Genomic DNA, 14349 nt, shown 5'->3' on the forward strand with positions numbered 1-14349 from the left:
AATTAAGCCTTTAACCATTTCTCAGCTTTGGCTTGATCTAATACAGTCAACTCAACCGTAGTCAATGCAACTTCGCCGCCTTGCAACTCAAATTGTAAAAACTCATCTCGGCGGAATGCATAAACCGTAAATTGACCTTGCTGTTTTGCATATTGGTTTAAAAGTTTTTCAGATGCTTTTAAACCATCAATCGCAATGATCACATCATTGGCAGACAGACCTGCTTTTGCGCCAACACCATCACGACGCGCTTGCTGAATGATAACACCCTCAGCTTTTTCAGCAACTTTCAAACCGAATGGAAGTGCTTTTTCATTTTGTAAGCTATAGCTCAAACCAAATTCAGGGAACAATTGATCCAGTGGTAGCTCATCTGTGGTATTAATCAAATGATTAATCTGTTCGATCCAATTATCGCCAGTCAGTTCATTACACAGTTCGACAATCGTACGCTCATTGACTTGCATGCCCTTTTGGGTATTTTCATACAAACGGCGCATTAACGCATCCAAACTAGAACCACGTAAACGTAGACCTAAATCTAAACTGAGTGCAACCAAACAGCCTTTATTGTAATAACTGGTTCCAGCATTATTTGAGTTTTCATCTTGACGATAAAATTTAATCCAAGCGTCAAAACTAGACTCTGAAACAGATTGAATAAAACGTCCCGGATTCTGTAGATAACGATCAATTTGCCCTTTTAGCAACTTTAAATAAGATGCTTGAGAAATCACACCACTACGATACAGAATCAAATCATCATAATAAGAGGTGAAACCTTCAAAAATCCATAACAGTGAGGTGTAGCCTTCCTGATCTAAATCGTAATTTGCAAAGTTTTCAGGGCGGATAAATTTAACCAACCATGAATGAAAATATTCATGACTACACAACCCAAGGAAGCGTTGATAATCCGCAGAAGGCTCTACAGGTTCATTTGCTTTAGGAAAATCATCACGTGGCGAAATCAGACTGGTACTATTCGGATGCTCTAAACCACCATAACTATTGCCAGTTGCCATGGTCATAAAAGTATAGTTTTCAAAAGGTGCTGAACCAAACATTGAAATTTCTGTACTACAGATTTTTTCAAGGTCTTGCTTCATACGCGCTGCATTCATTGTATGCTGACCAGAAACCACAAATTCATGTGGAATCCCATTCGCTTCAAAACTAAAACGGGTTTGATCCGCCAATTCAAATGGTGCATCAATCAATTGTGCATAATTGTTGGCTTTTAAGGTATAGCGCCCTTTCACCAAGCTTCTTGACTCTAAACCTGTGGCAATTTGAAAATGCTTTAATTCTTCAGGTAAAAATACTTCAACTTCGATTGCTGATTCTTCTTGGTCTTGCAACCCTAGGCAAATACAAGCAGGATTGACATATAAACGGGTTTGATCGACATATGCACCACGTACCGAAAGGTCATAGGCGTAAACATCATATTCAACAGTAATCAGTTCATGGTCGGTGTTATATAAACGCCATTTATTTTTTTCAAACTTATTAATTTGCAGTTGACGACCCGCTTCATCATAGGCTTTCACAGATTCGATATGTTTAGAAAACTCACGGATCAAATAACTACCAGGAATCCATGTAGGAAGTGACAAAACTTGAGTAGGGTTCGCCAAAAAGCGCAATGTGACATGAATGAGGTGCTGACGGTAATCGTCAAATTCAATCTGATAATGCAACATAAATATATATTCGAAAATAGACAGTGAGAAATTACCAATTAGATTAGCATTTTTTTACAAAGTCAGGCGATTTTAGTCGCAATTCTCTACGATTCTGACTAGCGAAGAGTGCAAAAAAGGCATAGCATTCGCAAAGTTTATGCACTCTTGCCATAGGATTGGCTTAAAGGTAAATCTGTTGAAAATTCTTGCTTCTTTTATCGCGATAACTGGCTTGGTTTGCTCCACGTTTGTTAACGCCGCTTTACTTAATATTAATCCGCAATCTGTTGAAGCTGAAGCTTGGACAATATTAGATACACAATCGGGTCAAACCATTGCTGAATATAATAGTCATGTACAGCGTGCGCCAGCATCCATGACCAAAATGATGGTCGCCTATATTGCGTTGAAAGAACTCAAAGCAGGTCATATCAAAAAAGAAGAGATTATTACTGCAACCCCCGTAGTTCAAATCGTGCAATGGGATGAATCTCAAATGTACCTGAAGCAAGGTGAGCAAATCTCAATTGACCAACTTCTTGCTGGATTGATTGTGATGTCTGCCAATGATGCAGCAGTAACGCTGGCAGAACGTATCTCAGGTAGCGTACCTGCATTTGTTGCTCGTATGAACCAAGAAGCACAAGCCTTGGGCATGACGGATACTCATTTTGCCAACCCTCCAGGTATTACCATGCCTGATCATTTTTCGTCAGCTCATGATATGGCGATCTTAGGTCAAGCAGTAACATCACAAACCCCTGAATATATGCATTATTCAGTGATGCCAAGTTTTAGTTATAACCAACATTTTCATCATGCCACCAACCTTGTTTTAAAGTCTGATCCAAGTGTAGATGGTTTAAAAACGGGTTTCACCAAAGCAGCCGGCTATAACTTAGCACTGACAGCGCATCGTCCTTCTGCCATTACAGAGTCTCCTGATCGTCGTTTAATTGTGGTGGTGATGGGTGCAAAAAGTGCAGTTAAACGCGCGGAAATTGCACATAAACTGTTAAACTTGGGCTATGCCTACACCCGTGATGAAGTCGCAATTAAAGACAAACAATTGATTGCTGAGCTTCCTGTAGTTAAATCCACCTTAAAAATGTTTAAGGTTGAAGCAAAAAAACCTCAACTCATTACCACATCTTTATATAACGATGCGACACCAATTGATTTAGCGACTTTTGATGTTGTAAATAGCCGTATCATGAAAACTGAGGCAAATGGTCTCTTGGCAGCAGTTGAACCGCTTACAACAACTCAAACCCATTTGAATGTTGAACTGAATGAGACATCACTTACCGCACCTTTAGAAAAGATCATGCATTTGGCAAAAGTGAATGTTTACCAAAACAATCAACTGATTCAAAGTTTTGATATTGAAGATGAAGTGCATATCGAACAAGCCTCTTGGTTTGAACGTTTAATCGAATGGATCAAGTCAATTTTTGGGATTTAATTAAAACCAACCAATTTAGTTAGATTTATTATAATTATGTAACCTGTAATACAAAAAAAACCTAAACAATTAAATAGAATGGCATATTTATGCCATTCTATTTTCATAACAACAATTTAGGTTTTCTATGTCAAATCTACATCATATCGTGATTGTTGGTGGTGGCGCTGGTGGTTTAGAACTGGTGACACAACTCGGTGATACGCTTGGAAAGAGTAAAAAAGCCAAAATCACCCTTGTTGACCAAAAACTCACCCATATCTGGAAGCCATTGCTACATGAAATTGCAGCTGGCACCATGAACCCAAGTGATGAAGAAACCAATTATTATGCACATGCAGCCAAGCATCACTATGAATTTGTCTTGGGTCGTTTTGAACATTTAGATCGTGATAACAAAACCATCGAGCTTAGCAAAACCCAAACCAGTAAATATGAATCCAATCAAGAGCAAATCACCCTGCAATATGACACCTTAATTCTGGCAGTCGGCTCAGTCTCCAATGACTTTAATACGCCTGGGGTTAAAGAGTTTTGTCATTATCTCGACAGTCGCCAACAAGCAGAAGTCTTCCAACAGGACTTACTGCACTTGTATTTAGATGCTCAAAATAAAAATATTGATCGTGAATTACACATTGCCGTGATTGGTGCAGGCGCAACAGGTGTTGAACTTTCAGCTGAGTTGGTTCAAGCCAAACAGAACTTTTATAAATATGGTTTAAATAAAATTAACCCAAACAATGTCAAAATTACTTTGGTTGAAGGCGCTGATCGTATCTTACCTGCACTTTCTGAAAAAATGGCTGAGCATGCCACACAGCAATTACAACGAATGAAAATAGATGTATTAACGGGCAAACGTGTTGAAAAAGTAGATGCTGAAAAAGTCTATTTTAGTGATGGCACATCCGTAGAAGCACAATTAAAAGTTTGGGCAGCAGGGATAAAAACCCCTAAAGTAATTGCCAATTTAGCAGGCTTTGAAAAAGATCGTATGGGGCGTTTAAACGTATACGCAACCTTACAGACTCAGGCTGATCCAAACATTTTTGCCTTTGGTGATTGCGCCCACTGTATCTTAGATGCAAGAGAAGCACCACTTGGTCCACGTGCACAAGTCGCAAGTCAACAAGCTTCGTTTCTAGTAGATGCAATGAATGCACGCATCAAAGGACGACCACAGCCAATGTTCCAGTTCGCAGACAAAGGTTCACTGGTATCACTCAGTGAAAATAAAGCGGTCGGTGAGCTACTTGGTCAGGTTAATGTTCAAGGCTTCGTGGCAAAATCGATGTATGTGTCTTTATATCGTATTCATCAAGCGACGATATATGGCTATGCTCATGCAGGCTTGTTAACGGCTAAAGATTTTGTTACACGAAAAATCGCGCCAAAAATAAAATTGCATTGAAATTTAAGTTTTTGCCCATATTTATGAAAAAATGGTCAAAATACAGATGAAAATGCAATTTTTTAGTAATTTTAGTCTACAAAAATTGCTTTTCACTTTATGATGTAGCCTTAAAATTATCGATTACCGAATGGATCAATAACATGACTGCTATTGCAAATAACAACGTGGTTTCTTTCCACTATACGCTGACTAACGCTGAGGGTGAAACTCTCGATAAATCACAAGGTGAACCACTTGCATATTTACATGGCGCAGGTAACATCATTCCTGGTTTAGAAAAAGCTTTAGAAGGTAAAACTGTAGGTGACAAATTTACAGTCACTATCCCAGCTGCTGAAGGTTATGGCGAATACAACCCTGACCTCGTTCAAGAAGTTCCTGCTCAAATGTTCCAAGGTGTTGAGAACATTGAAGCTGGTATGCAGTTCCAAGCTCAAACTGATGATGGTGTTCAAATCGTTACTGTTAAAGCAATCGAAGGCGACAACATCATCGTTGATGCTAACTTCCCATTAGCTGGCCAAGATCTTACTTTTGAAGTTGAAATCGCAGAAGTTCGTGATGCTTCTCCAGAAGAATTAGAGCACGGTCATGTACACGGTGCAGGTGGTCATCACCACTAAGATCTGCTTGATCTGATCGAAAAGGCAAAGTTTTTACTTTGCCTTTTTTATGCGTATTGGTTTAAATTGATGAAAACCTAGTGTGAATGAATCCATTCCTATCAATCCTATGCAAAAACAACTTCTTTGGTTCCGTCAAGACTTACGTATTCAAGACCATACTGCCCTATGGCATGCAGCGCAAAGCGGTCCTGTAATTGCACTGGTGATTCTTTCACCTGAACAATGGCGGATGCATGACGATGCACCGATTAAGCTTGATTTCTATTTACGACAAATTCAAGCCATTCAACAAGAACTTGCTTCTATTCAAATTCCGTTGATTATCCGCACTGTTCCCTTATGGGAAAACATTGCAGCAGAGATCGATCAACTCTGTCAAAAACTGGACATTGAAAATGTACACGCCAATATTGAGTGCGGTGTTAATGAATTAAATCGAGATTTCCAAGTTCAAACACAACTGAATCAAAGTAACCGTGATTTGGTTTTATATCATGATCGCACTCTGTTCCCTGTCGGTTCAATTCGCAATAAATCCAATCAACCCTATCAAGTCTTCGGTGCATTTAAAAAATACTGCTATGAACAACTGAGTATTTCGATCCCGCAATGCTTCCCTACTCCTGAGACTCAAGCCTTAAATGATGCAATAGATGTGGGCGAGTTGGATAACAATAGCCTGCCAACTTTGGCCGAGCTTGGTTTTACATTCGATCCGAATCAGATCAACAAGCAATGGCAAATTGGCGAACAATATGCTTTGAATGTCTTGGATGAATTTATTGAAAATAAAGTCCGTCATTATCAACTTGAACGTGATTTTCCCCAAATTGAAGCCACCAGCCAGCTTTCAGCATATTTAAATATAGGCATCCTTTCAATTCGACAGTGTTTCAATGCCCTATTTCGAGCACAATTTGGACATTTTTCTATTGATCATATTGGACAACAAACATGGCTTGATGAGCTGCTTTGGCGTGAGTTTTATCAGCATATCCTGTTTGATTTTCCGCGTGTGTCAAAGCACTTGCCCTTTAAAATGCCAACACAGCAACTACAATGGCGCGATGCTGCAAATGATTTAAGCGCTTGGCAAACAGGTCAGACAGGGATTCCTATCGTCGATGCAGGTATGCGCCAGTTACTTCACACAGGCTGGATGCATAATCGGATCCGTATGGTTGTCGCCATGTTTCTCACCAAGAACCTATTGATTGATTGGCGTTTAGGTGAGCAATGGTTTATGCAACATCTTATTGATGGGGATTTGGCTGCCAATAACGGAGGATGGCAATGGTGTGCATCCACAGGAACTGATTCCGTACCTTATTTCCGTATTTTTAACCCTATCAGCCAATCGCAGAAATTCGATGCACAAGGTGACTACATTCGACAGTGGGTTCCAGAACTTGCACATTTAGACGCAAAAACCATTCATGAACCTTATGCAAAAAATCCCAATATTGAGCTCAATTATCCAAAGCCAATTGTGGACTTAAAACAAAGTCGTATTCGAGCAATTGAAGCTTTTAAGCAGATTTAAAGTCACACTTAAAAGCGTTCTCAATGCGTTTGATTAAATCGCGTGTTGAAACAATTTAAATGGGTTTTGAGGATGGTTTTTTGGGCGTTCAATCGATTCAAAATAGCAGTAATATTTAAAGATGCGATCCAAAGAAACATAAAGCACTTTTTGTTCTGAAACTGACCAGATTTGCGCATGGTTAGAACCTGATAAGGTACTTCCACTCAATTGAAACAGATAAAAATCTTGTGTACGTTGAATGCGTTTTTGAGTAGCTTGCGTGTTTGAACTTGATGAAACCTGACTGGATGAATTTAATAATCGACACGGTGTATTAATGAGCCATTTTTCACTAAACCAAAGTTGTAACAGATCGCCCAAATACAGTTTTTTTTCAGTAAATGGCCAAACATCTAAATAGGCTTGTTCAACTTGGATAAAATATTGTTCAGGATCTTGCAGGATTGAAAGGTAATTTTCTTGGTAGACTGAGAAATTTTCAAAAATTTGAGAAATAGTAAGCGTATTCATTCGCTGTCTCCTATTTAGCCATTTAGTGCTGGCAAGTTGGTTTTAAATCCACACTGTTTAAGTCAAACTTAAACACTCTTTATGGTTTTAATCTAACAAGACCGTTTCACTATTGCAACTGTCAGAATCAATTTTTTTAAATTATCTATAGATTGTTCAAATAAAAACCATACAGTGTACAAATGAAGAAAAGATGACAGGAAAGGCTTGACCCATAAAGATATATCCTTATAATCGCATTCAGATTCTCCAATAGCTCAGTCGGTAGAGCGACGGACTGTTAATCCGCAGGTCCCTGGTTCGAGCCCAGGTTGGAGAGCCAAATTCTAAAAGCCCACTTATCAAAGTGGGCTTTTTTTATTTCAGGACTAGACACAGGCTGTGACAAATAAACAAGAATACCCATTCACTTTTATGGGGCAGTATCATTCCATGTTTGTTGCTGGAAAAATTCAGCTAACTCTTCAATAAAAACTCTTACTCGTGCAGGCATGACCTTTTGCGCCTGCCAAACAGCATAAACATCTCGAATTGGTAATTGCCAATCAGGAAGCACCCGTTTTAATCTGCCTGAATTCAAGGCATCTTCACATTGAGTCAGTGGAACATAACTTAATCCTAGTCCCTGTTCTGCTAGATTTACACATAAACTGATTTCATTCACTTTCAATCGATACGACTGAATTTTAAATGTATAACTGTGTTGATGTTGCCTAAGTTCAAGTTGTTCTAAGGGATATGCCAATAACCAGTCTTGTTGATCTAAATCTTGTGGTGTCTGAATGAGATGCCGATCTAAATAATCTGGTGATGCCACAATACAGGTTTGAACACTTCCCAGCCGCTTTTGAATATAGGCACTATTAGCCATTTTACCTACGCGTAAGGCGAGATCTGCCCCCTGAGCCATTAAATCATCTAAAGCATTGTCCAGTTGTAATTCAAGTTCAATCTCTGGATATCTTTGTAGAAAGGTATTCCAAAACTGTTTTAACGGAAATATTGCCAGATTCATCGGTGCTAGAATTTTGATTTGACCTTTAACCTGTGTAGTTTCCTCTTTTATTTCATGGGTATTTTGCAGTAACGCTCTAACTAAGGGTTGACAGCGATCGTAGTAACGTTGCCCTTCCTGAGTCAATTTCAAACCTCGGCTGTTCCTGTGTAATAGCTTACACCCCAAGCTCTCTTCTAATTTTTGCAAGCGACGCGTCAGTGTAGCTGCGGGTATATTCTGTTGTTGTGCAGCCCTATTAAAACTTCCCGCCCCAACAATTGCGATAAATAAACTCAGATCATCTAACATTTCATTTTTGGAATTTAAAACCATCAATAATGACTATTCTATAAAAAATGAAATTTAAGCACAATCTCTCTATTGTTTTTTCATAGGCTCAAAATATGTCATCTCAATTTTACATATTCCCTATTTTATTGGGTCTGTTCTTTAACAGTCCTCTCACACATGCACAAAATAAAAATTCATCTGAGGTCACCATGCAGCAGCATCATCACGCATCAGCACCAAATACCTTATTGCGTCCTATCAACCCAACATACGCCACAATTCCCAATGTTTCACAGGCAATCATTGTAGAACAAGGGCAACCGATGTACTTATCTGGGCATGTCCCTATCACAGAAAATGGCGATATCTTACAGGCTGGTCTTGAACAGCAACTGCTCTTGGTTTTTCAAAATATTGAAAAAACATTACATCAAGCGAATGTGAGTACTCAACAACTGGTCAAACTGACCATCTATGTCCGTAATTTACAACCTGATCAGCTTGCAACAATTCGTAAAGTTCGCGATCAATTTATTCAAGCTGAATTGCCACCAGCAAGTAGCCTGATTGGTGTTGCACAATTATTTCATCCAGATGTTTTGGTAGAAGTCGAAGCTATTGCCGTGATCCCCCCAAATAAAAATTCAACTTTTTAGGGCGTCAATCATATGAAATATGCATTCATTCTCAGTAGTACACTACTGATCACATCATGTTCTGCAAATGATCCAGCAGCAATAATCACAACAACGCAGGTGAATAATATGACTCACTTTTTGTCTGAATTTTTACCTTCGCATTATCAAAAAGTGTATCAACAAGATGTGCTGAGCGACCAACAGCATGTGCAATTGGTCCGCTATCAGAAATTACCATCTCTCAAACTGAATTGCGAAAATTTCAGTTATTTATCGGATCAAAGAGGCCATTTAAAAGGATTTTCATATTTAGATGAAAGCCTTCTCAACGGTCATTTGCCCACAAAAGCGCAAGCGCAAAAAATCAGTGATGACTTTCTACAACACTATGCACCAGACTTACTGCAACATCGAGAGATTCATTGGATCGATCAGCATGATGAAAACGTGCACATCAATGGAAAAACACAAAAGATTGCAGGCATAAAAGTCAAAATGCGCAACTTAAATGATGGTCGCTGGTTTTGGGTCATTATTGGTAAAAACCAACGGCCCATTATTTTTGAAAGAGATATTGTCTGGGTCAGTTTTCCTGGCCACCGCAAAACTGAAAAATGGTTACATGATTCATGGGCTAAAGATCACCTCATCATTAAAGGTCAATCAAAATGAAAAAATTAAGTCAAACACATCTTAAAATTTCACCAATGGGTTTAGGTTGTATGGGAATGAGTGAGTTTTATGGTCAAACTAATGATCAAAACTCATTACAGATTTTGGAACAAGCATTTCATGCAGGTACTAATTTTTTTGATACTGCGGATACTTATGGTCATGGACACAATGAACAGTTATTGGGGCAATTTATTGCACACTATCGAACTGAACGAGAGGCAATGGTAATCGCGACTAAATTTGGTATTGTCCGTGCTGAAAATCACTATAAACGCCGTATTGATAATACGCCAGATTATATCCGTAGCGCCTGTGAAGCTTCGTTAAAACGCTTAGGTATTGAACAAATTGATTTATATTATTGTCATCGGAGACAACCTGAAATCCCAATTGAAGATGTTACAGCTACGCTTGCAGATTTGGTTCAAGAAGGCAAAATTAAAAGTTTTGGCTTTTCTGAAATCTCAGCACAATCCTTAGAAAAAGCCTGTGCTATTGCGCCTGTTACAGCAGTCCAAAGTGAATATTCCCTTTGGTCACGTGAACCTGAACAAAGTTTATTAAACACTTGTCAGCAACTGAATGTTGAATTTGTTGCTTATAGTCCATTAGGACGGGCATTTCTCACAGCAGATTTAAATCCAGAAACAATGCCTGAGAATGATTTCAGAAAAAACTTACCCAGATTACAGGGTGAAGCCTTTCAGTCAAACCAGCTATTACTGAAAAAATTTAGCGACTTATGTCAGTCATGGCAACACAGCAATGCACAAATTGCCTTAGCTTGGTTACTGCGCAAACATGCTCATGTCACGCCAATTTTTGGGACACGACATTTAAATTATTTACAGGATAACCTTAAAGCCAATCAAGTTAACCTCACGAATGAACAAATTCTGCAACTTGATCAACTTTTTGCACCTGATCAGATACAAGGTGAACGTTATCCAGATGCAGGCTGGACAGGTATCGAAACTGCCTAAAGCAACAGTTCCATCTGGTTTTTCTTAAACAGCCCAACAAAATAGACCAAAGCAATGCTTTGGTCTATTTTTTAAATTCAGTTTTTAATTAGTCAAGCAGTTAAACCGGCACACCGCTATGGAAACGGAAAGTCTTATCAGGCGTTAAAATCAAATCCTTCTCTACTTCACGAATCAATTCGATGCGTTGCTGAATATCCTCTTCTGGATCTTTTAATTTAGCAGTTTTAGCAACATCTAAAGCCAAAGCTAAATAGTCCTCATAGTGACGAGACTCAGATTTCAGCAAGTAACGGTAATAACGACCCAACTCATCATCTACCAATGGCGCTAAGGCATAAAATCGTTCACAAGAACGAGCTTCAACAAATGCACCAATCACCAAAACATCAATCAAAGCTTCTGGTTCATAAGTACGAATTTCTTTACGCAAACCACCTGCGTAACGACCTGCACTCAGACCTTTCCATTCTTGACCACGTTTGCTCATAAACTCTAACACTTGTTCATAATGCAACATTTCTTCACGCACAAGTTGTGCTAATTTGATCTGCAAATCGGTAAAAAAACTGTAGCGAAACATCAAGTTCATTGCTGTTCCAGCCGCTTTCTTTTCACAATTCGCATGATCCTGCATGAGCAATGGGAGATTGTTCAATGCCTCATCCAACCATGCCTTTGGCGTTTCACAGCCTAAAAAAGCAATCACAGGTTGCATAAGCTCATCATAATTCATATTCGACATGATCAATATTCAACAACGTAAATCAAAAATTAAATTAACCAGCTGCATGAAGTGCGGCCTTCATGTCCTTTACAGCTTGTTCCAATCCAACAAATACACTTTCGGCAATAATCGAATGTCCAATATTAAGTTCATGAATCTGAGGAATTGCAGCAATTGCAGCCACATTGTCCAAATTCAAACCATGACCAGCATTAACGACCAAACCTTTAGATGCAGCGTACTCAGTACCTTTAATAATTCTTTCGAGTTCAATCTGTTGAGCTTCAGCAGTTTTAGCGTCTGCATAAGCACCCGTATGTAATTCAATAGTGGGTGCACCACAAGCAATTGCAGCATCGATTTGTGCAAAATCAGCATCAATAAACAAAGATACATCACAACCAATTGCAGTTAATGCCTGAGTCGCAGCTTTAACATCTTCAAAATGCCCAAGCACATCTAAACCACCTTCTGTGGTGATTTCTTGACGTTTCTCTGGCACAAAACACACATGATGTGGTTGAATCTCTTTTGCAAATGCAACCATTTCATCAGTTACAGCAATTTCCAAGTTCATTCTTGTCGTCAATACAGGTCGCATACGGCGCACATCATCATCTTGAATATGACGACGATCTTCACGTAAGTGTAAAGTAATGCCTTCCGCCCCTGCTTGTTCGCAAATTAATGCAGCTTTCACAGGATCAGGATAAGTCGTTCCACGTGCTTGTCTGAGGGTTGCAACATGGTCAATGTTTACACCTAGCAATGCGGCCATAACATTCTCCTAATTAACCAATAAAATAAAATTAACGGCTCAACGTTTTAGATTGAGCATTTTGAACCCAAAGCTGACGACTTTTTAATGGTCGATCACCTAAAAGTGAAGTAATCATTTGTCGATAGAGTTTAGCCAATAATTGTAACTGCTCTGGGCTAAAATCCCTACCCTTTTCATAATTTGCCATGCTTAGAATTTGTTGGCCCAGCAACGTCCCAGACGAGGTATATGACACTGGTGTAAAGCCTTCGGCCAATTGAAATTGATAACGTTGGGTCAGCATAATCTCTTGTTGATTTGAATCATGCCCATAATCCAGTGGATAACCCAACTCTTCTAACAGTGCGTGTTCAAACTGGCGTAAAATTTGTCGAAGAAATAAATCAGCTTGTGGATGTTCAGCCAATTTTTGTAAATGTTGTAAAGTTAAATGGTATTGCTGAAATGTTTCAGACATCATTTCTTCAAGCGGACATAAACGAAGTAGCAATTCATTTAAATAAAAGCCTGAAAAGAAAGCATCCCCATAAAAGAAAATCGGTTGATTGAGTATTTCGAGTTTTGAAAAGTTTTTAAGCTCGGATTTTCCCGACGCTTGTAAAGTAATCGGTTGATATTGTGGTGGTGGGGTTTGTCTAAGAATACCGTCGACACGACCATGCTCTTGTGTAAATAAGTGCACAATATGACTACGTTCTCTGTATTTTCGATGATGGATTAAATAACCATGCAAGATTTCATTACGCATCTAGCTTGAACTTAATCATCCTTTTGTTTTTTCTTATCATCGTCATCATCCCCGTCAGGAATAACAGCGCCTACAACCGCAGCAGTGCCTTTAACCACGCCTTTTGTGGTTTTATAAGCAACTTTGACGGGAACTGTCACAATTTTAGTGATACAGCCTTGTAACATGATTATGCAAGCAAGAATTGCTATAACTCGAATCATTTCAGTTCCCAAAAAGTCAATTAAATATCGCTGTAGCCTAAACTTTTTAAAGCACGTTCGTCATCAGACCAACCACCTTTAACTTTCACCCAAAGTGTTAGCATGATTTTTTGCTCAAACATTTTTTCCATGTCGACACGAGCATCCATACCAATTTTCTTCAGCTTAGCACCTTTTTCACCAATCACGATGGCTTTTTGCCCAGGGCGATCAACAAAAATTGTAGCATCAATATAAGTACATGCAGCCTTAGGACGACCAGTTTTTTCATTCACTGTCGCTTCTTCTATTTTAAATGACTCAATTTGAACCGTTAAATCATAAGGCAGCTCTTCACCTAACTGACGCATAATTTTCTCACGAATGATTTCACTGGCAAGAAAACGTTCTGAACGGTCAGTTAACTGTTCTAAAGAATATAATGGTGGCTGGAATGGTAGATACTTTTCAATCGCTTCACGCAAATGATCCAAATTTGCACCACGTAATGCTGAAACAGGAACAATTTCAGCAAAATTCATCAACTTCGCACGTTCTTGGATCAACGGTAAAATCATACGCTTATTTTCTAAGGTATCGATTTTATTGATAATCAAAACGACTGGCATTTCTGCATTTTGCAGTTTTTCTAAAACCAAGTCATCATTTGGTGTCCATTTCTGGGCATCTAAAACAAATAGAACCAAATTGACATCACGCAATGCAGAATGTGCAGCTTTGTTCATCATTTTATTGATCGCACGCACTTCTTTCTTGTGCATCCCCGGCGTATCAACAAATACAGCCTGAGACTTTTCACGACTATCAATACCAATGATTTTATGGCGCGTCGTTTGTGGCTTACGTGAAGTAATTGACAATTTTTGACCCAATAAATGGTTCATCAATGTCGATTTACCCACGTTTGGACGTCCTACAATTGCAACAAATCCACTTCGATAATCCGAAGGGATTTCTGTACCTTGCGAGCTAAAAAATTGATTAATTAACTCATTACCGTTTTCAGACGGCTCGTGATCAGCATCATTGTGATCGGAATGTGTACTCATGCAGT

15 protein-coding genes and 1 tRNA gene are annotated in these 14349 nt (G+C 38.9%); 8 read left to right on the forward strand and 8 right to left on the reverse strand.

The features are described 5' to 3' along the window. Positions 1–2 precede the first annotated feature (2 nt). The gene (locus tag AC07WY_RS06840; protein WP_151956934.1) at positions 3–1706 is read right to left on the reverse strand and encodes a M61 family metallopeptidase; all 1704 of its coding nucleotides are present in this window, start codon (positions 1704–1706) and stop codon (positions 3–5) included. A 178-nt stretch (positions 1707–1884) separates the two neighbouring features. On the opposite strand from AC07WY_RS06840, the gene AC07WY_RS06845 reads away from it, so the two are divergent. The 4 genes from AC07WY_RS06845 to AC07WY_RS06860 all read left to right on the forward strand — a co-directional run bounded on the left by AC07WY_RS06845 (position 1885) and on the right by AC07WY_RS06860 (position 6739). Further along, positions 1885–3153 carry a D-alanyl-D-alanine carboxypeptidase PBP6B gene (locus tag AC07WY_RS06845; RefSeq protein WP_262086569.1) on the forward strand — a complete coding sequence of 423 codons (1269 nt, stop codon included), beginning with the start codon at positions 1885–1887 and terminating at the stop codon, positions 3151–3153. Positions 3154–3280: 127 nt separating this feature from the next. Beyond that, positions 3281–4567: an NAD(P)/FAD-dependent oxidoreductase gene (locus AC07WY_RS06850; protein WP_262086570.1), complete on the forward strand. Its 1287-nt coding sequence runs from the start codon at positions 3281–3283 to the stop codon at positions 4565–4567. Positions 4568–4710: 143 nt separating this feature from the next. After that, positions 4711–5193, forward strand: coding sequence for an FKBP-type peptidyl-prolyl cis-trans isomerase (locus AC07WY_RS06855; RefSeq protein WP_004717066.1), 483 nt, complete (start codon positions 4711–4713; stop codon positions 5191–5193). Positions 5194–5302: 109 nt separating this feature from the next. Beyond that, the gene (locus AC07WY_RS06860) at positions 5303–6739 is read left to right on the forward strand and encodes a cryptochrome/photolyase family protein (protein WP_494736234.1); all 1437 of its coding nucleotides are present in this window, start codon (positions 5303–5305) and stop codon (positions 6737–6739) included. A 33-nt stretch (positions 6740–6772) separates the two neighbouring features. Here AC07WY_RS06860 and AC07WY_RS06865 read toward each other — a convergent pair whose 3' ends face one another. Then, positions 6773–7252: a hypothetical protein gene (locus AC07WY_RS06865; RefSeq protein ID WP_262086571.1), complete on the reverse strand. Its 480-nt coding sequence runs from the start codon at positions 7250–7252 to the stop codon at positions 6773–6775. Between the two features lie 246 nt (positions 7253–7498). Here AC07WY_RS06865 and AC07WY_RS06870 point away from each other — a divergent pair. Continuing rightward, a tRNA-Asn gene (locus AC07WY_RS06870) sits at positions 7499–7574 on the forward strand. A 90-nt stretch (positions 7575–7664) separates the two neighbouring features. Here AC07WY_RS06870 and AC07WY_RS06875 read toward each other — a convergent pair. Then, positions 7665–8558: a LysR family transcriptional regulator gene (locus AC07WY_RS06875; protein WP_262086572.1), complete on the reverse strand. Its 894-nt coding sequence runs from the start codon at positions 8556–8558 to the stop codon at positions 7665–7667. Positions 8559–8653: 95 nt separating this feature from the next. Between AC07WY_RS06875 and AC07WY_RS06880 the strand changes: the two genes are divergently transcribed. The 3 genes from AC07WY_RS06880 to AC07WY_RS06890 are packed head-to-tail and all read left to right on the forward strand — an operon-like array spanning position 8654 to position 10836. Beyond that, positions 8654–9196: a RidA family protein gene (locus tag AC07WY_RS06880; RefSeq protein WP_262086573.1), complete on the forward strand. Its 543-nt coding sequence runs from the start codon at positions 8654–8656 to the stop codon at positions 9194–9196. 12 nt (positions 9197–9208) lie between these two features. Next, positions 9209–9850 carry a hypothetical protein gene (locus tag AC07WY_RS06885; protein ID WP_494736035.1) on the forward strand — a complete coding sequence of 214 codons (642 nt, stop codon included), beginning with the start codon at positions 9209–9211 and terminating at the stop codon, positions 9848–9850. Further along, the gene (locus AC07WY_RS06890) at positions 9847–10836 is read left to right on the forward strand and encodes an aldo/keto reductase (RefSeq protein WP_494736036.1); all 990 of its coding nucleotides are present in this window, start codon (positions 9847–9849) and stop codon (positions 10834–10836) included. Before AC07WY_RS06885 ends, AC07WY_RS06890 begins: the two co-directional genes overlap by 4 nt. 100 nt (positions 10837–10936) lie before the next feature. Here the strand turns inward: AC07WY_RS06890 and AC07WY_RS06895 are convergent, their stop codons facing one another. From AC07WY_RS06895 to era, 5 genes are read right to left on the reverse strand one after another with little or no spacing between them, the layout of a single operon-like run. Further along, positions 10937–11581, reverse strand: a complete 645-nt coding sequence (locus AC07WY_RS06895; protein WP_034616324.1) for a MiaE family protein — start codon at positions 11579–11581, stop codon at positions 10937–10939. 34 nt (positions 11582–11615) lie between these two features. Further along, on the reverse strand, positions 11616–12341 hold the full coding sequence (gene pdxJ / locus AC07WY_RS06900; RefSeq protein WP_004717080.1) for a pyridoxine 5'-phosphate synthase: 726 nt from the start codon (positions 12339–12341) through the stop codon (positions 11616–11618). A gap of 31 nt (positions 12342–12372) precedes the next feature. Next, the gene (gene recO, locus AC07WY_RS06905; RefSeq protein WP_004717082.1) at positions 12373–13092 is read right to left on the reverse strand and encodes a DNA repair protein RecO; all 720 of its coding nucleotides are present in this window, start codon (positions 13090–13092) and stop codon (positions 12373–12375) included. A gap of 11 nt (positions 13093–13103) precedes the next feature. Then, positions 13104–13295: an NF038104 family lipoprotein gene (locus tag AC07WY_RS06910; RefSeq protein WP_004717085.1), complete on the reverse strand. Its 192-nt coding sequence runs from the start codon at positions 13293–13295 to the stop codon at positions 13104–13106. A 20-nt stretch (positions 13296–13315) separates the two neighbouring features. Further along, positions 13316–14344, reverse strand: a complete 1029-nt coding sequence (gene era / locus AC07WY_RS06915) for a GTPase Era (RefSeq protein ID WP_494736037.1) — start codon at positions 14342–14344, stop codon at positions 13316–13318. Positions 14345–14349 lie beyond the last annotated feature (5 nt).

Source organism: Acinetobacter sp. GW821-FHT01C12, from assembly GCF_059422625.1.